The following is a 23,717-nucleotide window of genomic DNA, read 5'->3' on the forward strand; positions in this document are numbered from 1 at the left end:
GATTTCCCATGTTAATACCGAATAGGCTGTATAAAGCCCAGCGCGTGGCGTTATATACGCTTTTTGGCTGTCTGAATGTCAATGCGGCTTATGCCGACTTTCTAAAGGACAGTGAAAAGAGTATTTATTTACGAAATTTCTATGTCGAACGTGATTTTGAAGGCACCAATCAAGATCTGGGCAGTTGGTCACAAGGCTTATCAGGGCGGTTTGAGTCAGGCTATACCGATACACCGCTTCAAGTCGGTCTGGATTTAGGGTTTCAATATGCATTGCGTTTGAATGACCATAATGATAAACGGCTGGATACTGTGTTTAAATATGATCAGCATGAACGACGTCAGGAACGTGATTACTTAAAATTGGGTGCGACCTTAAAATTGAAATATCACAATACCGAACTGAAAGTGGGGGAACTTTTTCCTAAAACACCGGTACTGTTTATTGATGACTCACGGCAACTGGTTACCACCTATGCTGGTGCAATGCTGGAAAGCAAAGAGATCAAGAATTTAAAAGTATCTGCGGGCCGTTTTACCCATGTCAATGCCCGTGATGATGACGAGTATCGAAAATTCACATTAGGCAACTCGACTGATCCGGCAAAAAGAAGTGATGGACTCAATTTTCTAGGTCTGGACTATAATTTCACGCCAAATTTATCCGGGGCTTACTGGTTTGGACAACTGCAAGATATTTATCAACAACAATATATCAATGCGGCCTATACAGAGCAGATTAAACACAGCAAGTTAAAAGTAGATGCCCGCTATTTTAACTATAAAGAAGATGGTGACGCCTATTTCGGCGATATTGATGCGCAATCAATTGGTGTGCAAGCCAGTGTGCAGAATGGTCCGCATACCATTCTGACCGGTCTGCAAAAGCATATGGGAGAGGACAATATTCCTTTGTTAAACGGTTATGTGCCACAAGCCTATTTACAAAGCTGGTCTGCGCTTGCCTTTTACAAAGCCAAAGAATTGACCTGGCATATTTTATATAGTTATGACTTTAAAGAGCAGGGTATCCCCGGATTAAAACTGACTTTGCGCTATTTAAATGGTAGTGAAATCTATCGGGAAGGTTTCAAGGACAATAAAGAAACCGAGAAAAATGTCATTCTCAATTACAGCATCCCTGAAGGTAAACTCAAAGGTCTCGGCTTTGAATGGCGACATATTCGTGCCGATATCAAATATGGTGCAGGCAACAATCCTGGAACAGATTTTGTTGAAAACCGCATCATGACCACCTACACGCATAAGTTTTAATGATCTGTTGCCCACCTGAGCAAGAGCATTGCTGTTCAGGTGGGGATGCTGCAGTGCTACAGGATTTAAGACAGATTTTGCGATTGCAACATTTCCTGGCCGACAATCATTTTGGCAAATTGATTGGCAATTCGACCAGAACGATTGCCTTGTTGGGTGGCATATTGAATGGCCTTTAACTGTAAGCTGTCCCAGTTTTCCTGTTGTTGCCAGTGGTATTCATTTAACCAGAACTGCACGGTTTTCAGGTATTCGGGCTGACTGAAGGCATAGAAATTGATTTGCAGACCAAAACGGTCAGCCAGAGAAATCTTTTGTTCCAGACTATCACCCGGACGCAACTCACCATTTTCGCTCTGATTGATCTCGGTATTGTCCTTGTTATATTCCGCGACCATATGTTTACGGTTCGAGGTGGCATAAATCAGGGTATTGTTTGAACTGGTGGCCAGCGAGCCATCCAATACGGTTTTCAAGGTTGCATAACTGCTATCGCCTGCTTCAAAGGCCAGATCATCACAGAAAATAATATAGCGTTCATCGCGTTCATTGAGCAGATTGATAATCTTGGGAAGATCTTCAAGATATTTTTTTTCCAGCTCAATCACACGTAAGCCGTACTGGTGATATTCATTTAAACAGGCTTTCACGATTGATGATTTTCCTGTTCCTCGTGAACCGGTCAACAGCACATTATTGGCCAATAATCCTTTGGCAAAGGCCTCTGTGTTCAGCTTTACTTTGGCCAATTGGTTGTCAATATTACAAAGATTCTCAAACGAGAGCAGTTGGGGTTTACGGATTGGAATCAGGTGACCTTTATTGTTTTCTCTTTCCCATCGGAATGCGATGGCCTGATCCAGTACTTCCAGTGAGATTTCCTGATGGTTGGCAATTTTCTCAATCGCCTGGGTCAGTTTTTGAATTTCACCGATAAGACTGAAAATCGTCTGATTTAATTCCATAAGTTTTACCCTGAGAGATGACACGGTGTGCATTTGAAAATTTAAACATAGGATGATAGTATCATTGGATGTTTTTGAGTGCCAGTAGAAATTTTAATGATCGAACAAATCCAAAAAAGATCGCTTGTTGACGAAGTGATTGCGGTTGTCCGTCAGAATATCCAGACCGAACTGTGGAAGGTCAATGATAAAATTCCGACAGAACCTGAACTGGTTCAAGGGCTGGGGGTGGGACGCAATACCATTCGAGAAGCCATTAAAATATTGGAATATCTCGGCATTCTGGAAGTTAAACAGGGTCATGGAACCTTTGTTCGCAGCAAACACGATTTCTCCAGTATGATTCACTCCATTCAACAGTCAGCGTTGTATGAGCATCTCGAAGTCAGATGTGTTCTGGAAATTGAAATTGCAAAACTTGCAGCCAGAAACCGCGATGCAACTGACCTGCTGAATATTCTGGCATGCCTAAACACACGGGCTGGAACGGATGCCAGTGATGTGGCTGAGTTTATGCTGAACGATAAAAAGCTGCATTTGGCTATTGCACAGGCCACCCATAATCAGGCGCTGTATGCCACCTATGAATATTTTCTCAACTCCAGCTATCAATACACCTTTGAACTGGTGACCAATAGCCAGTTACCCGATCCGGATCAAACTATTCATGCTCAACTGGTCGATGCCATACAGGCACAGTCCGAGTCGCAGGCGGCTGAAATTGCCAAAGCCATGCTTGATCCTTTATTGCTGTCACTACAGACCAGTGATTATTCAGTCCGCTGAGTCGATCGAAACAGTTATGCAAGATTTTATTATTGTATCCCGGCATTTTGGCAAATCGTATTTTTTAAATCAGCGGCAACAAGGTGGCATGACCGCCTATTTCTGGTCCTTGGAGCAAACTCAACTGGCACGTTTTAACAGCTATGCCTTGGCCTATCAATTTTATTTTCCTTCACGACATCTGTTAATTCACAGTGAAATTGTGCAGCTCGGGGCAAATGATGAGCCCTAAAATCGCTGTATGTGGAGAAGCTTCTGAAGCATGGCCACTGGTGCAATATATCGCCCCAGATCATCAAAAAGTCTATGTGGTGGGTGATATTCACGGTTGCTATACGCTATTGATGCATCAACTCAAGCAACTGCAGTTTGATTTTGAAAAAGATCTGCTGATTGGCGTGGGAGATTTGATCGATAAAGGCCCGGAAAGCTGGCAATGCCTGCATTTATTGCAACAACACTGGTTCAGGATGGTACGCGGCAATCACGAGCAATTATGTATTCAGGGGAGTCAGCATCCTTATTTTAAAAAGCTGCATCAAAAATATGGTGGAGAATGGTTCTACCAGTTGAAGCCACAACAGCAGGCCCAGATTATCGCACGTCTCAAACAGTTGCCTGTGTTGATCCAGTTGAATCTAGCTCATAAAACAGTGGGCATCGCACATGGTGATATTGGCGTAGATGATTGGAACCTGCTTAAGCAAACCCTTGAGTTAAGCGATCATGCCGATCAGGCCAGTTATGCCCCTGTGTTATGGGGAAGGTCAAGAATCAGGGATGAGCAAAAATATGGCACGGTCCGCAATATTGATGAGATTTATCTGGGACATACCATTGTTGCCGAGGTGCTGCAAAAACATAATTGCTTCTTTATTGATACAGGCGCTTATCAAAGCCAGCAGTTGACGATCCTGCAGGTCAGTCCTTAAATCCCGAATCGACCTAAACCTCATATATTTTTTTCCTCAATTACCAAATTTTCTATTTCGATTAGCAAAATGCCTTAACATCAAGATTAAAATGAGATTAATTCTCATTATTATTGTTATTTTTGTTGATTTTGATTATGATGCCTTGATTTTTTTAAGGCTGATTTAAGCTTGGTCAGGTTTGCCCTTGGCATTACCGGATCAAATACCATGCACATGAGATGGGGTTTTACATAGGTTATCGGCTAAATCATCCGTATTTTCATGGCTCTATATAAAGGTGAACATCATTTCCGTTGATGTCATTTTGTCCGGTGTTGTATATGTCTATTGAAGCGTCTGTACCCTTGGTGAGCAGCACAAGGGTGGTAAAAAAGAAGGTTGCACCGTCCTCATTGATTCGATATCGATTGATGATTTTTTCACGTTTTGTACTCGCAATTTTTGGGGGCTATTATTTTGCTGCGATTGCGGCAATGCTGATCGGTTGCTTGTTTTCATCTGAGCCATCCAGAGCGAATGCAGTTTTTAGTGCAACCATGCTGGCTTTCGTGGTGCATTGCATCCTGTTTATCTGGATATTCATGGTCAACTCGACCCTGAAAGTCTGGTTGGGCGTCATTATTCCTAGCCTGATCATGACCGTCATGTATGGCTTGTTAAAAGGGTAAGGGCATGCGTGTTGATGGTAAAAATGAAGGCCCACGCCAATCGATGTCATGGTTACATACCTGGACCAGTCTGTTGATGGGTTGGTTGCTGTACGCTGTTTTTCTAACGGGGACACTCAGTTTCTTTCAAAATGAAATCACGGTATGGATGAAACCGGAACTGCATCAATCGGTGAATAGCACTTCGCAGCAACAACAATTAACTTATGCCTTGCAATATTTAAATCAGAAAGGCCAAGCTGCCGAGAGCTGGAATATCCGGTTTGCCAATGAAAGACAGCCCGCGATCATGCTGAATGTCCGTAAGCCGGGTGAGGGACGCCGCCGTGGCGGCGAAATCTATCTGGATGCGCAATCGGGGCAGGAAATTAAAGCCAGAGAAACCCGGGGTGGTGGTTTCCTTTATCGCTTCCATTTTGAACTGTATGGTATGCCGCGCATTTGGGGGCGCTGGATTGTTGGTATTGCAACCTTGTTCATGTTTGTTGCGATTATCAGTGGCATTATCACTCATAAAAAAATCTTCAAGGATTTCTTTACTTTCCGTCCAGCCAAAGGCCAGCGTTCATGGCTGGATGCGCACAATGCAACCGCCGTGTTTGCCTTGCCTTTTCATCTGATGATTACCTTTAGCGGGCTGTTGTTATTGATGCATCTGTTTATGCCATGGGCAATGAACACGCACTATGGCAATGTCCGGAACTTCTACCAGATTTTAAATGAACCTGTAGCGCAAACACCCGAACAGGCACGTTTACTGGCAGAGCAAAAACAGAAACAAGCCGCAGAAGAAGGACGTGGCAATCGAGGTGCTGGCCGTGGTGGCGAAGCTGAACAAGTGGTGCCCAAGCTTGCAGCAGCACCCATGGTCAACTTAGTGGCATTAAGCCAGCAGGTTCAACACGGTTGGGGGGATAATCCGATTGCCTCGGTTCGGGTGAATCAACCGAATACGGTGAAAGCGGATGTACAATTTAATGCAACCCATACCACGACCTTGCTGGATCGGGAAAGTGTGCCTTCACTCAAGTTCAATGCGCTAACAGGACAACTGATCGATGAAGCCCAGCCTGTAAATTCGGCATCCAAAGCTATTTATACCTTGGTGACCTGGCTGCATATGGCTCGGAGTGTCGATTCGGTCTTACGCTGGTTATTATTTCTATCAGGCGTCTTAGGCACGATGATGATCGCTTCCGGATTGATTTTGTGGGTGGTAAAACGTATTCCAGAGGTACAAAAACTAGGTTATAAACCCTTTGGCCATCGTGTGGTTGAGGTCCTGAATATTACGGCGATTACAGGGCTACCGATTGCCTGCGCAGCGTACTTTTTTGCCAACCGTGTTATCCCTGCCGAACTCGCAGAGCGTTCTCCGCTGGAAATTAATGTGTTCTTTAGTGTCTGGTTATTATGTTTGATACATGCAACTATTCGTGCACACCGTCCAGCGTGGCTAGAGCAACTTGCGTTGGCAGCTGCCATGTTCCTGTTTATACCGGTCTTAAACGTTTTTACTGGTGGACAGGCCTTATGGATGAGTATTTATCATGGACAATGGATGATTGCCAGTTTTGATCTGGTCTGCATTATTTTAGGTCTGATTTTTATCTACTCTTATTACAAATTAAAGCGTTATCAAGGTCTACCCGTTAAGCAGAAAAAACAGCCTAAGGTTCAGTCGGCACAGGAGCAGGCATGATGGCAGCATGGATGTTGTGGTGTGTTGCCGTGGTGGCGCTATCGAGTCTGGCGTGTGGAATGAATAAACATCAGCGCGATATCTTTAGCTCTCCGGTTTCAGCACAAATGAGTCGGGCTTTTGAAATTGCAGGCTGGGGAATTCTACTTATTTCTGCGTTGACCATGATTTATTTGAAAGGTGCTTCAATCGGTTTATCCGAATGGTTGGGATGTATCAGCTTTGCGGCTTTGGCAGTGGGACTTGTATTGACCTACCAGCCTAAAAAGCTTTTGCAGACTAATCTGATCGTGACGGTTCTATTTGCGCTGCTACTGATTGTGATATTGAGGTAAAGCTGGATCGCATAGCGTTCAACCAAAAGAGCAAACAGATGTTTGCTCTTTTTATGTCTGGACTAAAGGATCACTTTACATGATTTGGCCATTTTCCGGTTAAAAGATAGCGACCTCGGTGTGCTTGCCTGATCCATGGCAGCAAGATAGCTTGGTTATTGATGAGACAAACAGGAGGCTGGGCAGAAATTTGTTTAACTGTCCGCATGCAGCATTACGGTTATTGATGATTTTATTTTTGGATTTATTGCCACAATCATTACGATTTCTTTGTGTATTATTCTTGAGCAGGCCGCAATTCCAGTTTCAGTGTCATCTCAATGCGTTTATGTAAAATTTAGTAGTTAATCAAGCAAATAGCGATCTGATCTGTAGAATAAAAAACAGCCATTTTATCCAAGAATTAACTTAAACATAAAACAACTCAGATCTTTATTTTTCCTCTTCATCCCAATCTGAGATAAAGGAGCAAACATGATTGTACTATTAATATTGCTTGGTCTACTGATACAACTCTTTGTGATTTGGGCTCTCTTTTATTTTGAAGCCAGTCGAACTGTCGGTAGTGTGCTGGCAATTGTCACTGCCATTTTGTGTAGTGTGCTGATTACCCCATGGAGTCTGTTACTGGGTGTACCTATTATCATCGCCAGTATTATTCTGCTGATTACGCCATTGCGTGATGCTTTGATTAGCCGACCTGCTTTTAAAGTGCTGTCCAATGCCATGCCGAGTATGAGTACCACTGAACGAGAGGCTCTGGATGCCGGTACCAGCTGGTGGGAAAAAGAACTGTTTATGGGGGCGCCGGATTGGGAAAAGTTTGATCAATATCCTTATCCCGTGTTATCGGCAGAAGAACAGGCTTTTTTAGATAACGAAGTACAACAGCTGTGCTCAATGTTGGATGAGTGGCAGATTCATCATCAGGACAAGGACCTACCGCCAGAGGTGTGGCAATTTATCAAGGACAATGGCTTCTTGGGGCTGATCATTCCAAAATCATTTGGTGGCAAACAATTTACGCCCTTTGCGCAAAGTCGCATCATGAGCAAAATTGCTTCGCGTTCACTGACTGCTGCGGTGAGCTGTATGGTACCCAATTCGCTTGGGCCAGGGGAGTTGCTGCTGCACTATGGTACAGAGGAGCAAAAACAACGTTATTTACCCGGGCTTGCTAATGGTACCGAAGTGCCTTGTTTTGGTTTGACCAGCCCTGAGGCGGGTTCGGATGCTGGGGCGATCCCGGATACCGGTGTGGTGTGTCATGGGCAATATCAAGGCCAACAAGTATTAGGCCTGAAAATGAATTTCTCCAAGCGCTGGATTACCCTGGCTCCGATTGCAACCGTGATTGGTCTGGCCTTTAAGTTATATGATCCGGAAGGTTTGCTGGGCGATAAAAACAAGGTGGAATATGGCATTACCTGTGCCTTGATTCCGGCTGACCATGAAGGCATTCAGATTGGGCCCCGCCATAATCCGGGTGCGCCTTTTATGAATGGTACGGTTGAAGGTCGTGACGTATTTATTCCTTTGGACTGGATTATCGGCGGTCAGCAAAATGCAGGTAAAGGCTGGCGGATGCTGATGGAATGTTTAGGAGTAGGACGTGGTATTTCATTGCCTGCCTTGGCAACCGCAGCAGGGGAAATGAGTTATCTGTTGGTGGGTGCATTTGCCAGTGTCCGTCAACAGTTTAAAATTTCGGTTGGGCATTTTGAAGGGGTACAAGAGGCGACCAGTGATATCGCCAGTGATGCTTATATGCTGGAGTCATTCCGTTATCTGGTGACCTGTGGTTTGAACCAGGGCGGAACCCCTGCGGTAATGACCGCCATGGCCAAATACTATGCCACCGAAACCATGCGTAAAGTGGTCAATCATGGCATGGACGTGGTGGGTGGCCGGGCGATTCAGTTAGGCCCACGTAACTTCCTTGCCCTGACTTATCAATCCATTCCCGTTGCCATTACTGTGGAAGGCGCCAATATTCTGACCCGTTCTCTGATGATTTTCGGTCAGGGCTCAATGCGTTGCCATCCTTATCTGTTTGAAGAATTGCAACTGTTACAAGCTGAAGATAAAGCGGCCGCTTTTAAGGAATTTTCGCCATTATTGTTTAAACATCTGGCCTATACCTTCAATCGTGCAGCCAAAGCACTGGCATTTTCGATTACGGGTGGCTCAGATGAGGGCTCAAAACATGCCGATGATTTTTCGAAAGCCTATTATAGTAAAATCAACCGTTTCAGTGCCGATTTTGCCTTAACCGCCGATATGGCGCTGGGAATTCTGGCGGGCGATTTAAAGCGTAAGGAAATGCTGTCTGGACGTCTGGCTGATATTCATGCGCATTTATTTATTGCGACGGCAATCCTGAAATATTATGAACAGGGCCAACGTACCGAGGCAGAACAGAAACATGCCGAATTGGCCTTGAATAAAGCCCTGTATCAGGTGCAAGAAGCCTTCTTTGGCTTCTATGATAATTTTCCGATGCCGCTTGCCGCTGCTATGGTAAAACTGATCTGTTTCCCATTTGGCCGTCCTATTGCAGCGCCGTCAGATCAATTGAAGCAAGAGGTCGCGCAATTGATGATGCAGGAACATGCATTCCGGGAGCAGTTGAAGCAACATGTCTATTACAATACGGATGCCAACGATGTGATGGGACGGATGGAGTCTACATTCCAAAGCCTGTTACAGCTACAGCCGTTGTGGAACAAGTTTAAAAAAGCCGAATCCAAAGATCAGTTTAGCGGTCTCACCTTTGAAGCGCATATTGCCAATGCAATCGAGACAGGTTTTATCAGCACTGCTGAGGCGGAGTCACTTTTAGACTACAATGCCAAACGTTATGACAGTATGTTGACGGATATTTTTGATGAGCATTTAGTCGATGACCTGCCGTTGGAAAATCCTCATCTTCGCAACTTATGATTGAATCGTGTAAGCACAGCTTGAAGCAGTCCTGAATGTATCTGAGATGAAGCGTCATCTACGCCTCTTTTGCTTATGTTCAGGGCTGTTTTCATAACAGTCTCGAGTTTTTAAGCTCATCTGTTATATTTTTTTTAGAAAACTCTGTGTCTTTTTTTGTTCTGTTACTTCCTGCACTATAACAGTATGAGTTGAGCAAAGCCAAAGGTGCCGATATGAGTTTTTTGAAAAAAAAGAATAATGCCAGTTTTGTATTTTTCATTATTACACTATATGCCTTTTTGGGCTTTGGTATTGGCTATGTAATCTGGGAATATCTGTTATAAGCTCATAGGCTTGAGCGCTGTCCGGTTTTTACATGCAGAGCTGGCTGATTCAGTTCCCAGCTTGAGATGGCATATTTCTATTCTTGTGATCCAGCTAAACCATCGAACCAGACCTTCGATGGTTTTTTTATATCTTTAATGGGTTGTTCTAAAATAAAAACGAAATGTTTTAACACGATGGCTGTGTTGTTGCTGAATCTTTGGCATATTAGAAGCAGATGCGCAAGAACAGGAAAACAGGTTGGGTGCGCGATGCGGCTTAATCAGTCTGGAGCTTGAGAAAATGGGGCGATATAAGCAACTATTGGCCAAATTGGTGCTGCTTGGCTTTATTCTTTTCAGCTTATCGGCCTGTCAGTTGGTGAAATTGCAGCAACGAAGTTTAGGTGCCTCCTTAACCGATAAAACCCAGACCATACTGACCCGATCCCAGTTGAGTGATGCCACACAAAATAGCTTGCTGCTGTCCGGAGTTCCGGTCGAAGCTTGTCTAAGTCAGCCTGAGCAATGCGTACAGAGATTACAACAGAAACTGGCCGACAGTCCTGAACAGCGTTATGCCGCAGCCAGTGAGATTTATCTGGCACGGGCCCTGCAACTCGGTCAGGAGAAAAATTGCCAGATTGCATTGGCTCAAACGTCGCATTCAGCACAGCAAAACCGCTGTCTCGATGAAGTCTTAAGTTTGCTTGATCAAAGTGTTCGCTTTAGCTTTGCCTATTTATTTGCAACGCCCTCTACACCACAGAAACGTATTTTTGATCAACGCCAGACCCAGGTTCGGCTTTTTTACAATGTTGCTCTGTCACGTTTGATCACTACGGCCTATTTACGGCATCGATTTACCCGCTTTCCTCAGCAGTTACAGATTAACCAGCGACATTATCAGTTCAATTTTGATCATTATCCGGAACTGGCGAACACCGATATCCAGTTATTGCAGTCTAGCTACAATATGCGGTTCTCCGGATTTTACAGCGTTAACCGACGCGATGGTCTGGGCTCGGAATTTGTTCTGGTGGCCAAAAATCAGCAGTCTTCAAGCCCTGATTATATTTATGATCCTGAAAGCTATTATGCCGGTAAAGAAAATCCTTATATTCATGTGGCCAGATATCTGTCGGTCACCGCCGTGGCTCAGCCTGCGCCCAATACTTCGGTCGAGCAGTTACTTGATGCGGCTCCCTTGCAGATCCAGCTGATCGATCCGTTCCGTTATGACCAGCTTCAGGTGGCACAGCAGGACTATTTACTTACTGCCAATTATTCAGCACCTTATGGTCTGTGGCTGGCTGAAAACAATCTGGGCGGAACCGGCTATAAAACCCTGATCGATCGCAAAGAGCAATTCAGCATGCCACATCTGTTCATGCTGGAACCCTATAATCCGGATAAAAAAATCATTATTTTTATTCATGGGCTGGCCAGTAGTCCAGAAGCCTGGATCGCCTTGACCAATGATATCCTGGGAGATGACAGCTTACGTCAGCACTATCAGGTCTGGCAGGTTTTTTATTCCACCAACATGCCGATTCTTGAGAGTCGTGCCCAGATTTATGCTTTGTTAACACAGGCTTTTGCCATGCATGATCCGCATGATGCTGCCATGCAGGATGCGGTACTGATCGGACACAGTATGGGGGGCATTATCAGCCGGTTACTGATGGGGCGGGGGGATATTCGCCAGCAGGCCGTCGAGGCAATCCAGAATGATCAGGCGCATGACTTTATTTTTTCTGCTGCGGTGAGCAAGCGTTTTATGTTCCGTCCGATTGAAAATATTAACCGGGTGATTTTTATTGCCACCCCGCATCAAGGAACAGCCTACGCAGATCGCTGGTTTACCTTGGCTTTGCGCAAGATAATTCATTTACCGGCCAAGTTCTTAACGGCGGCTGAGCTGGCGGGGGCAGACCACAACATCAATATTCATCAAATGAAGAAAAATCTGGCAGCGGGGATTATCGAAAACGGTCCCAGTGATTTAAGTTATCAGTCCAAATTCATGAACATGACTCAGGCCATCCAGCCGGTACAAGGGCTGGCTTATCACTCCATCATTGGCAATACCACCCGGCATCAGGAGCCAGATAAAATGACTGATGGCATCGTGCCGTATAGCAGTTCGCATCTGCCAGGCGCCATCTCGGAAAAAGTCATTCAGGGCGGGCATTCGATTCAGGAACAGCCCGAAGCGATTCTTGAGTTAAGACGGATTTTAAAACAGCATATGCAATTGCATCCGCTGGGGCCACTCGCACAGGCTGTTAAGGATTAACTGTTTTGGTATTTTTCCACTGAAGGGGCGGTTGATCGAGTAACCATTGAATGGCGGCATCGAACAGTTTGAGACCATCCTCTGAAAGATTGGTAAATGTCTCATTATTGAGAAAGAACATCAGCCGTTTTGCTGGTGCCAGCGATTCATAGTCCATGGTTGCACCTTTTTCATAGCCCCAGATGGCCACTTTTTCGGGCTGACCATAAATTGTCGCAATAATGGTCGCGCCTAAACCCGGCTTGCCCCAGCTCATGGGTGCCTGTGCTTGATAAACGTTGCGAGTTCCCGCAGGAAGATGCGCAGAGAGGGAATGCGGTGCATTGACCAGCCACAGGTAACGTTCTTTTTCGACTTCGCCAAAATCGGTATCAATTCTTTTACCGGTCATGGCCAGATCATCGAGATAATCATTTTCCCAAGTCATTAGTGGAATGGGGAGTTGGCGCCAGCCTGTTTTTAAATTTTTGGATGCAACCGTTGAAGAAAGGATTACCAGATCAGGCTGGTTTAACTTGCTCGGCGAAACTGATTGATCCAACATCTCGACATGGTAGCCTTTGCTTTGCAAGTATTTCTGAATGGCGATATCGGTACTCGCTGACGCACTGTTCAGTTGTGAGATCAGCACAATTCGGGTTTGGGCATACACAGTAGAGCTCAATAGCAGGCCAAGCAACACAAGGATGGAAAGAAACGTTTTCATCTTGATCTCAAACAAGGGCAGTGAACCCATCACTGCCTTGACTCCATAATTAGAATTTAAAAGTGGCACGCAATAGTGCTTGGCGAGCGTCACCTTGTGATACTGCCAGATTATTGACGCTGGCTGTATAGTAGGTTTTATCGAAGATATTATTTAAATTAAACTGGAAGTTCACCGCCTGTTTGGCAATGGTGGTGTCATAGCTGATAAAGGCATTAGCCAGTGCATATTCAGGTAGGTCAAAGGTATTCTCTGAGTTACCGGCACGTTTACCGACATAATTACCGCTCAAGCCCAAACGTAAATGACCATTGTAGAGTTCGCCATAGTTATAAGCCAATGCCAGAGACGCTGTATCTCGTGCTACATTATTTAAGCGGTTACCTTGCAGACCAGTTTCATCTTCAGTGACTTTGGCATCGGTATAGGCATAGGTCAGGGTGGCGTCGAGTTGATCGGTTATACGTCCTGTGAGGTCGAGTTCAACGCCTTTGGAACGGACTGCACCTGTGGTGTGTAGTTCTACCTCTTTGCTGGATGGGTTGGTGATTTTGGCAAGCACATTACGCTTTTTAATATCGTACAGCGCAAAATTGGCCTTAATACGATCATTGAATTCGTATTTTGCACCAACTTCATAGGATTTTGCCTGTTCCGGTTGGACATCCGAGTCAATCACAGCATTACCCCCTAAAGGCGCAATCGAGGAGTTCGGTTTGAGTGACTCGGTATAGCTGCCATACAATGAAAGCTGGTCATTCCATTTATAAACTAAACCTGCATGCGGTAGCCAGGCATCATCATTGGTGTTGGTATTTTCCTTAAACGGTCTGCCGCGGCCAGCATTTTGTTGATAATTCAGATAACGTCCACCGAGTACGGCAATCCATTTTTCATTTAAATGAATCGCATCCTGCAGATAAAAACCATAGGTATGCAATTTATCGGTTTGATCACTATCGGATGCAATGATATTACGTGATGCTTCCACAGCGCCAAAATCCGGATTTAAATAATCTAAAGTTGAGTTAGCTCCACGGACCATATCAGGACGGAAATATTTGCGGTACTCAATGTCTGAACCGATTTGAATATCATGTTTTAAACCGAGCAGATTGGCTGAGCCATTGAGATAGGCTTGGGCATTACTATCTACACTCTCTGCATTTAAGGTCGCATCGGTACGACGCTTCACCGTATGATTCTTGGTATCTAACGAGGTAACACGTAACTGGTTGGCATCATAGGTTTCATAATTGTAGGTATAGCCGAAATGAGCTGACCAAGTATCATTAATTTGATGATCAACCAGCAATTGTGCCAGATGATCTTCACCTTTCATCTGGTTAAAGGCTTCATCCAGACGCTGGTATTTTGAGATCGGCAACGCTTTTTTAGTGTTGGGATCAAAAATGGTGGAGCGATCAAAAGGAACATCAAAATGACGATATTGATAGCTGAGATTGACTTTGGTCTGACCATTGTCCCATGCCACCGACGGCGCAATTAAAGTCTGTTTGAGATTACCAAAATTACGCCAATAGTCTGCATCAGAATGATCGACAATAAAACGATAAGCAAAGTTACTATCATTAATTGCGCCTGTTGTATCCAGACTTGCACCCACACCATTTTTACCGGCCGCAAAGCCTGAACCATAAATGGCCATTTCGGTTTTCTGGGTTATTTCAGGTTTTTTAGTCACTACATTGACCACACCGCCGGGGTCCATAATACCGTAAAGTAGGGAGGCTGGGCCTTTTAACACTTCAACCTGTTCAACCGCCGCATTCATGGTACGACCTTGTACAATCGGCATGCCATTCACGGTAATTGAACCATCACGATTGTCACCAAAACCACGTTTCATCACCGTATCTTGGGTGCCGCCCAAGGTGTTGCCTTGGGTAATACCGCTGACTTGGGTCAGTGCATTATCCAGATTCGCAGGCAGATAATCTTTGACATATTGTTTGGAAACCACATTGACCGTTTGAGGCGCCTCTAGATTGTTGTGCTTACCTCTTAAGGTCGATGCGGTTTGTGTTCCGATATAGCTTGAGCTGGATTCCGCTTGTACTTTGATGGTGTCTAGCTGCGTGATTTCTGGCGTTGTTATGTCTGCCCAGCTCAGCACAGGAAGACAAGACACAAGCAATGAACCGCTATACTTTAAAATTTCAATCGTGATGAGATTTTTACGCGGAGAAAATGCAGACATAAGAATACCTGAGCGATAACGAAAAGCGGGTAGAGACTGAAAAGAAACGACTTTCAATTGAATGACAATGTTGGCCAATACAGCGATAAAAGCGTGCTCAGTATATTTAAATAGGAATCATTTACAAGAACTTGTTGGAAAGATATGCCCTTGGAAAATTAACAGATTGATAATGCATGAGTTATTTTTAGATTTTTATTCGGTCGTGTATCGACAATAGAACTAGATAATAAAATGATTTAATTTATTGAAATTCATCATAAATTTATATATTTAGAAAGGATGCGGTAAAAAATAAATGAATCGTATTCATACTGTTATATTGAAATAAATCATTTTATTCATACTGACTTGTTCGGTAGGCTACAGTGATCAAATAGGATAAGTTAGATAAAGCATCGCCATTTTTAAAAATAATGATATCGAGTGAACGCATGGAAGAATTAGGCTTTTCGATCATTGATCCGCATATTCATCAATGGGATCCTTATCACACACCGCATTCCGCTGCTTTATTGGTAAAAGCTTTAGGCAAATATCCTGCTGTTATGGATCGCGTAGTGCGTTTGGTCAAACCTAAGCCTTTATTAGAAACTTTAGGGATAACCCGATACGCATTGAATCCCTATTTACCCATGCAATATCAACAGGATAGTGCTTTATTTCCTGTAGAGAGCGTGGTGCATGTTGAAGCGAACTGGCACCATCACACAGGCTTTGGAGTAGTGGAAGAAACTCACTGGATCAAGCAATTAGAGTTTAATCGTCACGGTTTAAAGCTGAGTGCTATCGTTGCCGCGGCTGATCCCAGAGACCGAAAGTTCAAAGACATTCTTAAAGCTCATCAGCAGGCCAGCCCACTATTTCGGGGCATTCGTAAAATGGCGGCCTGGCATGAGGATAGTGGTATTTATCGATGGTATGATCGGCCGCATCTTTATCGTGACAAGAAATTCTTAAAAGGTTTTGAACAGCTGGCAAACATGGATCTATCTTTTGATGCATGGGGGTATTCCACACAGTTAGCAGAAATTACCAGTCTGGCGAAACAATTTCCTGACACCCGGATTGTGGTCGATCATCTGGCGACACCTGCTGGCCTGTTTGGGGCCGTGGGTAAGAAAACGGGAATTACAGCATCGCAGCGTGAGGCCATTTTTAAACAGTGGCAGCAAGACATAGCCATGCTGGCTGAACAGAAAAATGTCTATGCCAAAATTTCAGGCTTAATGATGCCGGTATTGGGACATCGCTTCTATCAACATAAACGTACTGCGACAACTGCTGAAATCTTCAATTTACTGTCACCCATGATTCAACATGCCGTTCAGGTCTTTGGTATCAACCGCATTATGTACGCGTCTAATTTCCCGATGGACAAAGTCAATGCAACACTCAGTGATCTGGTTCAGGCTTATGTCCAGATACTTCGTCCTTATGGTGAACAGGCAATGTATGCCATGTTTAGACAAAACGCAGCCCATTTTTATCAACTTCATCTAGAGTCTAGCCATGAAAAATTTTAATCAGAAAGTCGCAGCCATTACCGGTGCAGGTTCAGGGATTGGTCGACAACTTGCTGTTTTACTGGCACAGCAAGGCGCCCATTTGGCTTTGAGTGATGTCAATGAACAGGGCCTGCAAGAGACCAAGGCCTTGTTACAGCAATATCCTGTCAATGTCACCCTGACCCAACTCGATGTTTCAGATCAAAAAGCGGTAAGTGAATGGGCAGAACAGAGTTTTAAAGCACATGGCAAGATTAACCTGATTTTTAATAATGCCGGTGTAGCACTGGCGAGTACCGTTGAAGGGATGGATTATGAGGAACTGAAATGGATCTTAAAAATTAACTTTTGGGGTGTGGTTTATGGTACCAAAGAATTTCTGCCTTATTTAAAGCAAAGTGGCGAAGGGCACATTGTGAATATTTCCAGCCTATTTGGTTTGACGGCTCAACCGACCCAAAGTGCCTATAATGCAACGAAATTTGCGGTTCGTGGTTTTACCGAGTCATTGCGCCAAGAGCTCAAGCTGCAACACAATGGCATCAGCTCGACCTGTGTGCATCCTGGCGGGATTCGAACCAACATTGCCAATAGTGCACGTATGAGTGACAGCATTCGGGCTTTGGGCATGAATCCAGCTAAAGCCAGTCAAGCCTTTAACAAAGTGTTGAAAACACCACCTGAACAAGCTGCCAAAATTATTCTTGAAGCTGTGAAAGCAGATAAAGCACGGGTACTGATTGGAAATGATGCCAAAATCATTGACCTGATCCAGCGGATTACCCCGAGCCATTACTCACATGCATTGAGTTTCTTTAGCAAGAAGTCCAAGAAAAAACGGGCTTAAAAGTCGGGGTGATAGGGATTAAAGTGAAACTGATATCCAATTGGAGTCAGGTGACTTTGGTGTTGGAAACGGCATAAAAGAAGATGTAAAGAACGCTCTTTTATGCCGTTTCAGCTTAATTCAGACTCTCTACAATATTGATCATCACATCAGCACAATCTTTACGGGCCAGGCGTGCTTTCAAATATTCTTCTGAATGGTAACAAGCCTGCGCTGTTGCTAAGTCAGCAAATTCAATAATGACATGACGCTGATATTCTGAACCTTCCAGGCAAGTCGAATTACCGCCTCTGGCAAGAAACTTTGCTCCATATTTTTCAAAAGCATGCGGTGCCAAGGCCATATATTGTTGATATTGCTCCAGATCATGGATGGTAACGTGAGCAATCCAGTACGCAGACATGCTTATATCCTTATGTAAGTTAAGGCTTCATCGGCCTTAGGGTTCCGTTTTCGTGATTAACTATTCAAAATATTTTTTGCCACAGATGCGGCTTCTGCAATATGTTCCGCAACAGCTTGCTTGGCTTTATCGGCATCTTTATGTAAGTAGATGGCTTCACACATATTTTTGATACGTTGGTAACCTGAAATTTCACGTTTGCTGGATTTCATGGTCATGGCGCGAAGACGGCTAATGCGGCCATTCAAGCGTTGCACTACTTCCCAGGCAATATAATGTTTTGCGGTGGTAAAAATGGTTTCATAAAGCTTTGCAGAAGTGGCAATAATCAAATTGATATCATCTGCGGCAAATGCCTGTTCAAGCTCTGCCAATAAGTGCTGCAATTGCTGGGTGGTATGATCGGTCAGATTTTGGGTGCAATCTGCAACCGCACTTTGCTCGAGTAAAAGACGAATCTCATAGATTTGTGAGGCAATTTCCCAGTCCAGTAATGAAACAATCGGACCTTTATTGGGCAAAATTTCAACCAGACCTTCTGCTTCCAGATAGCGAATCACTTCCCGCACCACAGAGCGGCTTACACCCAGTTCTTCACAGAGTGTCCGTTCAACCAGTCTTTTTCCAGAAGGAAAATAACCTGTAATAATGGCATTACGCACTTTATCCAGACAGAGCTCGCGTAAAGTCACAGGCGGGTTTTAATTTTAAGATTCATAGAAATTCATCTTTCCATATTTCAGTAAGGCAGAATTTTGTTACATGTTCTTTGCTTAAAAAGAGCATAGCAAACTCTTGCTTTTTTTTCATTATGTATTATGGTATACCATAATACGAATGACAAGATAAATTCACACGCAAGGAAGAACAATGAATCTAATCCGTAAAACAGTGCTCCATGTGGAAACCACCTATATTGATGGTGGCAAAGCAGCACCCACACCTTTAAAAATGGTAGCAGCAGCAGCTGTGATCAAAAATCCTTGGGCAGGTCAGGGCTATGTTGAAAACCTTGCACCTGAAATCCGCCGTATTGCACCTATCCTGAGTGAACATTTGACCCAACTGATTCTTGACGAAGTTGGTTCTGGCGAAGCAGTACAAGCCTTTGGTAAAAGTGCTGTAGTCGGGCTGGAGGGTGAACTTGAACATGCCTCTGCACTGATTCATACCCTGCATTTTGGCAATACTTATCGCAGTGCAGTGGGAGCAAAATCCTATCTGGCATTTAATAATACCCGTGGCCCAGCCAATGCGCCGATCTTGATTCCAATGATGGACAAAAATGATGAAGGACGTCGTTCCCATTATTTGACTTTACAATTTGCAATTCCAGATGCACCTGCTGCTGATGAGCTGGTGGTGGTGATTGGTGCTGCGACAGGTGGTCGACCACATCATCGTATTGGAGATCGTTATCAAGATTTGGAAGAGTTAGGTCATGATCTCAAAAACCCTGCAGCTGTCAAATAACCGTATTGCTCATTATTTTGAGCAGGGCGAGGGAGAACCGCTGGTTCTGATTCATGGTGTTGGGATGCAAGCAGCAGCATGGTATCCCCAGATCGAATTCTTCTCGAAACACTATCGGGTGATTTCAGTGGATATGCCAGGCCATGGACAAAGTACCAAATTAGCAGATGATGCCCAGCTACAGGATTTTGTAGACTGGAGCATCGAATTGATTATCGCTTTGGATGTTGGCGCTGTGAATTTGGCAGGGCACTCCATGGGATCTCTAATTACCACAGGCGTCAGCGCAACCCGTCCTGATTTAGTCAAGCGTATGGCTGTGCTCAATGGGGTCTATAAGCGTTCAGCAGAAGCTAAAGATGCCGTGATTCAACGCGCCGAAGCGTTAAAAACAGGTCATATCGATATCGAGACCCCATTACAACGCTGGTTTGGTCAGAGTGAGGTTGAACGTCAGGCTGCCTCAAAGGTGAAATCTTGGTTACAGCAAGTGGATATGTCGGGTTATGCCACTGCGTATGCTGCCTTTGCACAAGGTGATGCAGTGTATGCAGATCAATGGCCAAAAATAGGATGTCCTGCCTTGATTTTAACAGGTACGGGCGATCCCAACTCTACTGCGGAAATGGCAATACAAATGGCCAGTCAGGCGCAAAAGGGTAAGGCGATCGTGATTGAGAATGAGCGTCATATGGTCAACCTGACGGCTCCGGATCAAGTCAATAGTGCAATGCAAGCGTGGTTGGAAACCAGCGTCTAAGTTGCTCAATGAAGGAATATGGCAATGAGTGAAATGGATACAATAAACAAGATACGTGAACTACGTGATGCTTTTGGCTCTTTTATGACGGGCGTTACCGTAGTGACGACCTGTAAAGATGATGGAATGCCATTAGGCTTTACCGCAAACTCTTTTGCTTCGGTGTCTTTGGACCCAGCTTTGCTACTCGTCAGCATTGCCAAGACATCAAGCAATTATCAATACTTTGCAAATACAAAACACTTTGCCATCAATATTTTGGCAGAAGAACAAAAGGATGTGTCGAATACCTTTGCCCGTCCAAGTGATGACCGTTTTGCAAATCTTGCATGGACAAAAAGTGAATACCAAAACCCGGTTATTGATCATGTCAGCGCATGGTTTGACTGTACCACCTATCAAATCGTTGATGCAGGTGACCATGCCATTCTGATTGGTAAAGTTGAAAATTTTGCTTCGGCAGGTTTTGCAGGTCTTGGTTATTATCGTGGTGCCTATTTTACGCCAGCGAAATCATCTACCGATGTCATTTCAAGCATGAAAGTGATGATGATGGCCTTGATTGGTCATGAGAACCAGATTCTACTGGAACAAACTGCGGACCATAAATGGACTTTGCCACATCTGGTGGTCGATAAAGATGGCGCGGAAAAAGCCTTGGAAAAAATCTTTGCAGCTTATCAACCTGATGCATCAGCAAGTTTTATTTATTCAGTGTATGACGATGTGACGACACAGCAGCAATATATTGCGTTCTTGTGTAATACCCCGGTTGCAACTGCATACAAAGGTCAATTCATCGATTTGAATGATCTTGAGCAGCTCACTTTTGTAGATGGCGCTTTGCAAAGCATGTTGATGCGTTATCGCAAAGAAAATTATCTTAAAACTTATGGTGTTTATTACGGTAATCAAACCAGTGGTACGGTTCGTCAAATTGTTAAAGAGGAAGTTTAACTATGCGTTTTTCATTATTTGTACACATGGAACGTGTTTCTGATCAGCAAACGCAGAAACAGCTTTATGATGAGATGATTGAACTGTGCCAGATTGCGGATCAGGGAGGTATGCATGCGATCTGGACGGGTGAGCATCACGCCATGAATTTTACCATTGCACCGAATCCGTTTATTAATTTGGCTGATCTGGCCAATAAGACCAAAAATGTGCGCTTGGGTACAGGCACAGTGGTTGCTCCTTTCTGGCATCCGATTAAGTTGGCAGGCGAAGCGGCCATGACCGATATTATTACCAACGGTCGTTTAGATATCGGGATTGCACGAGGCGCTTACTCATTTGAATATGAGCGGATGGTCCCGGGGATGGACGCATGGAGTGCAGGGCAACGTCTGCGTGAAATGATTCCTGCCATCAAAAATCTCTGGAAAGGCGACTACGAACATAAAGGCGAGTTTTGGCAGTTCCCAAAAACCACCTCTGCACCACAACCTTTACAACAGCCATTTCCTCCAATCTGGGTGGCGGCACGTGATCCAAATAGCCATGAATTTGCAGTACAGAATGGTTGTAATGTACAGGTCACACCGTTGCATTTTGGCGATGATGAAGTTGAGAAACTGATGGGGCATTTCAATGCCGCTTGTGAAAAGTTTGCTGATATTCCACGTCCGGAAATTATGTTACTCCGCCATACTTATGTAGCAGAGAGTGAGGCAGATGCACAAGTTGCAGCAGAAGAAATTAATGCCTTCTACAATTATTTTGGTGCATGGTTTAAAAATGAGCGTGAAATTAATCAAGGTCTCATCGCACCAATCAGTAAAGAAGAAATGGCTCAACATCCTTTCTATACGCCAGAAGCCATGCGTCAAAATAACGTGATTGGTGAAGCGCAGGAAGTGATTGAACGTTTAAAAGCCTATGAGGCGATGGGATATAACGAGTATTCATTCTGGATTGATACCGGAATGAGCTTTGAACGTAAAAAAGCCTCGTTACTCCGTATGATCAATGACGTGATGCCTGCATTTGCATAGGAGAGAAGAGCATGACTTCTCAATTCCAGTTATATATTAATGGTCAATTTGAAGATGGTGCTGCCCAGTTTGACAGTATCAATCCGGCAACAGGACAAGTCTGGGCCAAAATGCCGGAAGCACGCCGTGATGAAGTGAACCGTGCTGTGGCAGCTGCCACTCAGGCTTTACAGGATAATGCCTGGGCGGGATTAACGGCTTCTCAACGAGGTAAACTGCTTTATAAACTGGCAGAGCTGATTGAACAAGCGGCGCCACAACTGGCTCAATATGAAACCAGCGATACAGGCAAAATCATTCGCGAAACTTCAAGTCAGATTGCCTATGTCGCCGAGTATTATCGCTATTACGCAGGCATTGCTGACAAGCTTGAAGGCAGTTATTTACCGATTGATAAGCAGGATATGCAGGCCTGGACAATCCGTGAACCTGTCGGCGTGATTGCCGCGATTGTGCCGTGGAATAGTCAGCTTTTTCTTTCTGCGGTAAAGCTGGGGCCAGCTTTGGCTGCTGGATGTAGCGTGGTGCTGAAAGCGTCAGAAGAGGGTCCAGCACCGTTACTTGCTTTCGCGCGTTTGGTACATGAAGCCGGTTTTCCAGCAGGTGTGGTTAATGTCATTACCGGTTTTGGCCCCGAATGCGGTGCAGTGTTAAGCAGTCATCCAGATGTTGCACATGTGGCATTTACCGGAGGCCCTGAAACAGCACGGCATATTGTGCGTAATTCTGCTGAGAATCTGGCAAAAGTATCGCTTGAGTTAGGTGGCAAATCTCCGTTTATTGTATTTGCTGATGCGGATCTGCAAAGTGCGGTCAATGCTCAAGTTGCTGCAATTTTTGCGGCAACAGGGCAGAGTTGTGTTGCAGGTTCACGATTACTGGTTGAGGCAAGTATTAAGGATGAGTTTGTGCAGCGTCTGGTTGAGCGGGTACAAACCATCAAGATAGGTTTGCCTGAAGATATGGCAACGGAATACGGGCCCTTATGCACATTACGTCAACGTGAAAAAATTGAGCAGGTCGTGGCTAGCTCAATTCAGCAAGGCGCAAAATTATTAACAGGCGGAAAATCCTCGCCAAGAGCGGGATATTACTATCCGCCAACCATTCTGGATTGTAGTGATGTCCCACAAGCAGATTGCGTCATGACTGAGTTATTTGGGCCAGTCTTGTCTGTGGTGAGTTTTAGTAGCGAAGCAGAGGCGGTTCAAAAAGCCAACAATACCCCTTATGGACTGGCAGCAGGTGTGTTTACCAACAACTTGAGCCGCGCACATCGTATGATCAAAGCCATTCGTTCAGGCATTGTCTGGTTGAATACTTATCGCGCCGTTTCTCCACTGGCACCTTTTGGCGGTCATGGTTTATCGGGTCATGGTCGTGAAGGTGGAGCAGATGCCGTGCTGGATTACACCACCACAAAAACGGTCTGGTTACGGACCTCGGATCAACCGATTGATGATCCTTTTATAATGCGATAGCGCTACAAAAGGTCGAGTTCAGGATTGCTAAATTTCAAGGATGAAAATATGAAAATACAGAACGCTGAAATTCCATAATCTCATGCCGGGTGAGAAAAACTAGATTTTG

Annotated in this window: 21 protein-coding genes and 1 pseudogene; 17 read left to right on the forward strand and 5 right to left on the reverse strand. The window is 44.5% G+C overall.

Translation table 11 applies throughout. From position 1 onward, the window contains the following. Positions 1-8: 8 nt before the first annotated feature. Positions 9-1,274 carry an OprD family outer membrane porin gene (locus J699_RS11530; RefSeq protein WP_032867688.1) on the forward strand — a complete coding sequence of 422 codons (1,266 nt, stop codon included), beginning with the start codon at positions 9-11 and terminating at the stop codon, positions 1,272-1,274. Positions 1,275-1,339: 65 nt separating this feature from the next. Here the strand turns inward: J699_RS11530 and J699_RS11525 are convergent, their stop codons facing one another. Then, positions 1,340-2,239, reverse strand: coding sequence for an ATP-binding protein (locus J699_RS11525; protein WP_032867685.1), 900 nt, complete (start codon positions 2,237-2,239; stop codon positions 1,340-1,342). Positions 2,240-2,335: 96 nt separating this feature from the next. Between J699_RS11525 and J699_RS11520 the strand changes: the two genes are divergently transcribed. The 9 genes from J699_RS11520 (at position 2,336) to J699_RS11490 (ending at position 12,212) form a co-directional block, all read left to right on the forward strand. After that, positions 2,336-3,025 carry a FadR/GntR family transcriptional regulator gene (locus tag J699_RS11520; RefSeq protein WP_032867682.1) on the forward strand — a complete coding sequence of 230 codons (690 nt, stop codon included), beginning with the start codon at positions 2,336-2,338 and terminating at the stop codon, positions 3,023-3,025. Positions 3,026-3,041: 16 nt separating this feature from the next. Further along, positions 3,042-3,257: a hypothetical protein gene (locus J699_RS11515; RefSeq protein WP_032867680.1), complete on the forward strand. Its 216-nt coding sequence runs from the start codon at positions 3,042-3,044 to the stop codon at positions 3,255-3,257. After that, positions 3,244-3,957 (forward strand): metallophosphoesterase, encoded by a 714-nt coding sequence (locus J699_RS11510; RefSeq protein WP_050441678.1) that lies wholly within the window; start codon positions 3,244-3,246, stop codon positions 3,955-3,957. Before J699_RS11515 ends, J699_RS11510 begins: the two co-directional genes overlap by 14 nt. A 323-nt stretch (positions 3,958-4,280) precedes the next feature. Next, a complete protein-coding gene (locus J699_RS0218615) occupies positions 4,281-4,628 on the forward strand; it encodes a hypothetical protein (protein WP_032873115.1) in 348 nt (115 codons plus the stop codon). Positions 4,629-4,632: 4 nt separating this feature from the next. After that, complete coding sequence (locus J699_RS11505; protein ID WP_032867675.1) at positions 4,633-6,330, forward strand: PepSY-associated TM helix domain-containing protein; 1,698 nt, start codon at positions 4,633-4,635, stop codon at positions 6,328-6,330. Then, positions 6,330-6,665: a DUF3325 domain-containing protein gene (locus tag J699_RS11500; protein WP_032868262.1), complete on the forward strand. Its 336-nt coding sequence runs from the start codon at positions 6,330-6,332 to the stop codon at positions 6,663-6,665. The genes J699_RS11505 and J699_RS11500 overlap by 1 nt, the downstream gene beginning before the upstream one ends. A 474-nt stretch (positions 6,666-7,139) precedes the next feature. Next, a complete protein-coding gene (locus J699_RS11495; protein WP_032867673.1) occupies positions 7,140-9,608 on the forward strand; it encodes an acyl-CoA dehydrogenase in 2,469 nt (822 codons plus the stop codon). 215 nt (positions 9,609-9,823) lie between these two features. Then, a complete protein-coding gene (locus J699_RS19625) occupies positions 9,824-9,934 on the forward strand; it encodes a hypothetical protein (RefSeq protein WP_005229212.1) in 111 nt (36 codons plus the stop codon). Positions 9,935-10,217: 283 nt separating this feature from the next. Further along, on the forward strand, positions 10,218-12,212 hold the full coding sequence (locus J699_RS11490; protein WP_032867671.1) for an esterase/lipase family protein: 1,995 nt from the start codon (positions 10,218-10,220) through the stop codon (positions 12,210-12,212). Here J699_RS11490 and J699_RS11485 read toward each other — a convergent pair. Both J699_RS11485 and J699_RS11480 read right to left on the reverse strand, forming a co-directional pair. After that, positions 12,202-12,918, reverse strand: coding sequence for a hypothetical protein (locus tag J699_RS11485; protein WP_050441679.1), 717 nt, complete (start codon positions 12,916-12,918; stop codon positions 12,202-12,204). The genes J699_RS11490 and J699_RS11485 overlap by 11 nt on opposite strands. Positions 12,919-12,967: 49 nt before the next feature. After that, positions 12,968-15,139: a TonB-dependent siderophore receptor gene (locus J699_RS11480; RefSeq protein ID WP_032867667.1), complete on the reverse strand. Its 2,172-nt coding sequence runs from the start codon at positions 15,137-15,139 to the stop codon at positions 12,968-12,970. A 434-nt stretch (positions 15,140-15,573) separates the two neighbouring features. Between J699_RS11480 and J699_RS11475 the strand changes: the two genes are divergently transcribed. Together J699_RS11475 and J699_RS11470 are read left to right on the forward strand one after the other, a co-directional pair. Then, positions 15,574-16,665, forward strand: a complete 1,092-nt coding sequence (locus J699_RS11475; protein ID WP_032867664.1) for an amidohydrolase family protein — start codon at positions 15,574-15,576, stop codon at positions 16,663-16,665. Then, positions 16,652-17,494, forward strand: a complete 843-nt coding sequence (locus J699_RS11470; protein ID WP_032867662.1) for an SDR family NAD(P)-dependent oxidoreductase — start codon at positions 16,652-16,654, stop codon at positions 17,492-17,494. Before J699_RS11475 ends, J699_RS11470 begins: the two co-directional genes overlap by 14 nt. Positions 17,495-17,609: 115 nt before the next feature. Here the strand turns inward: J699_RS11470 and J699_RS11465 are convergent, their stop codons facing one another. Together J699_RS11465 and J699_RS11460 are read right to left on the reverse strand one after the other, a co-directional pair. After that, positions 17,610-17,897 (reverse strand): DUF1330 domain-containing protein, encoded by a 288-nt coding sequence (locus tag J699_RS11465; protein ID WP_032867660.1) that lies wholly within the window; start codon positions 17,895-17,897, stop codon positions 17,610-17,612. Positions 17,898-17,953: 56 nt separating this feature from the next. After that, positions 17,954-18,615 (reverse strand): annotated as a pseudogene (locus tag J699_RS11460) (GntR family transcriptional regulator). A 152-nt stretch (positions 18,616-18,767) separates the two neighbouring features. Between J699_RS11460 and J699_RS11455 the strand changes: the two are divergent. The 5 genes from J699_RS11455 to tgnC are packed head-to-tail and all read left to right on the forward strand — an operon-like array spanning position 18,768 to position 23,608. After that, positions 18,768-19,370, forward strand: a complete 603-nt coding sequence (locus tag J699_RS11455) for an amino acid synthesis family protein (protein ID WP_032867656.1) — start codon at positions 18,768-18,770, stop codon at positions 19,368-19,370. Then, the gene (locus J699_RS11450) at positions 19,339-20,130 is read left to right on the forward strand and encodes an alpha/beta fold hydrolase (protein WP_032867654.1); all 792 of its coding nucleotides are present in this window, start codon (positions 19,339-19,341) and stop codon (positions 20,128-20,130) included. The genes J699_RS11455 and J699_RS11450 overlap by 32 nt, the downstream gene beginning before the upstream one ends. 24 nt (positions 20,131-20,154) lie before the next feature. Continuing rightward, complete coding sequence (gene tgnA / locus J699_RS11445; RefSeq protein WP_032867652.1) at positions 20,155-21,087, forward strand: flavin-dependent trigonelline monooxygenase reductase component; 933 nt, start codon at positions 20,155-20,157, stop codon at positions 21,085-21,087. A 2-nt stretch (positions 21,088-21,089) separates the two neighbouring features. Then, positions 21,090-22,127 carry a flavin-dependent trigonelline monooxygenase oxygenase component gene (tgnB, locus tag J699_RS11440; protein WP_032867650.1) on the forward strand — a complete coding sequence of 346 codons (1,038 nt, stop codon included), beginning with the start codon at positions 21,090-21,092 and terminating at the stop codon, positions 22,125-22,127. A gap of 11 nt (positions 22,128-22,138) precedes the next feature. Then, positions 22,139-23,608 (forward strand): (Z)-2-((N-methylformamido)methylene)-5-hydroxybutyrolactone dehydrogenase, encoded by a 1,470-nt coding sequence (gene tgnC / locus J699_RS11435; RefSeq protein WP_032867648.1) that lies wholly within the window; start codon positions 22,139-22,141, stop codon positions 23,606-23,608. The last annotated feature ends 109 nt before the right edge of the window (positions 23,609-23,717 follow it).

It is taken from the genome of Acinetobacter sp. 1000160, assembly GCF_000588715.1.
Taxonomy (GTDB): Bacteria; Pseudomonadota; Gammaproteobacteria; order Pseudomonadales; family Moraxellaceae; genus Acinetobacter; species Acinetobacter courvalinii.

Bases quoted from the DNA above. Each gene is read 5' to 3' on its own strand.
- tgnC (WP_032867648.1), top strand. From the start codon at position 22,139: ATGACTTCTCAATTCCAGTTATATATTAATGGTCAATTTGAAGATGGT.
- J699_RS11495 (WP_032867673.1), top strand. From the start codon at position 7,140: ATGATTGTACTATTAATATTGCTTGGTCTACTGATACAACTCTTTGTG.
- J699_RS19625 (WP_005229212.1), top strand. From the start codon at position 9,824: ATGAGTTTTTTGAAAAAAAAGAATAATGCCAGTTTTGTATTTTTCATT.
- J699_RS11450 (WP_032867654.1), top strand. From the start codon at position 19,339: ATGATCTCAAAAACCCTGCAGCTGTCAAATAACCGTATTGCTCATTAT.
- J699_RS11470 (WP_032867662.1), top strand. From the start codon at position 16,652: ATGAAAAATTTTAATCAGAAAGTCGCAGCCATTACCGGTGCAGGTTCA.
- J699_RS11455 (WP_032867656.1), top strand. From the start codon at position 18,768: ATGAATCTAATCCGTAAAACAGTGCTCCATGTGGAAACCACCTATATT.
- J699_RS11510 (WP_050441678.1), top strand. From the start codon at position 3,244: ATGATGAGCCCTAAAATCGCTGTATGTGGAGAAGCTTCTGAAGCATGG.
- J699_RS11475 (WP_032867664.1), top strand. From the start codon at position 15,574: ATGGAAGAATTAGGCTTTTCGATCATTGATCCGCATATTCATCAATGG.
- J699_RS11500 (WP_032868262.1), top strand. From the start codon at position 6,330: ATGGCAGCATGGATGTTGTGGTGTGTTGCCGTGGTGGCGCTATCGAGT.
- J699_RS11525 (WP_032867685.1), bottom strand. From the start codon at position 2,239: ATGGAATTAAATCAGACGATTTTCAGTCTTATCGGTGAAATTCAAAAA.
- tgnB (WP_032867650.1), top strand. From the start codon at position 21,090: ATGCGTTTTTCATTATTTGTACACATGGAACGTGTTTCTGATCAGCAA.
- J699_RS11505 (WP_032867675.1), top strand. From the start codon at position 4,633: ATGCGTGTTGATGGTAAAAATGAAGGCCCACGCCAATCGATGTCATGG.
- J699_RS11485 (WP_050441679.1), bottom strand. From the start codon at position 12,918: ATGAAAACGTTTCTTTCCATCCTTGTGTTGCTTGGCCTGCTATTGAGC.
- J699_RS11490 (WP_032867671.1), top strand. From the start codon at position 10,218: ATGGGGCGATATAAGCAACTATTGGCCAAATTGGTGCTGCTTGGCTTT.
- tgnA (WP_032867652.1), top strand. From the start codon at position 20,155: ATGAGTGAAATGGATACAATAAACAAGATACGTGAACTACGTGATGCT.
- J699_RS11530 (WP_032867688.1), top strand. From the start codon at position 9: ATGTTAATACCGAATAGGCTGTATAAAGCCCAGCGCGTGGCGTTATAT.
- J699_RS0218615 (WP_032873115.1), top strand. From the start codon at position 4,281: ATGTCTATTGAAGCGTCTGTACCCTTGGTGAGCAGCACAAGGGTGGTA.
- J699_RS11465 (WP_032867660.1), bottom strand. From the start codon at position 17,897: ATGTCTGCGTACTGGATTGCTCACGTTACCATCCATGATCTGGAGCAA.
- J699_RS11515 (WP_032867680.1), top strand. From the start codon at position 3,042: ATGCAAGATTTTATTATTGTATCCCGGCATTTTGGCAAATCGTATTTT.
- J699_RS11480 (WP_032867667.1), bottom strand. From the start codon at position 15,139: ATGTCTGCATTTTCTCCGCGTAAAAATCTCATCACGATTGAAATTTTA.
- J699_RS11520 (WP_032867682.1), top strand. From the start codon at position 2,336: ATGATCGAACAAATCCAAAAAAGATCGCTTGTTGACGAAGTGATTGCG.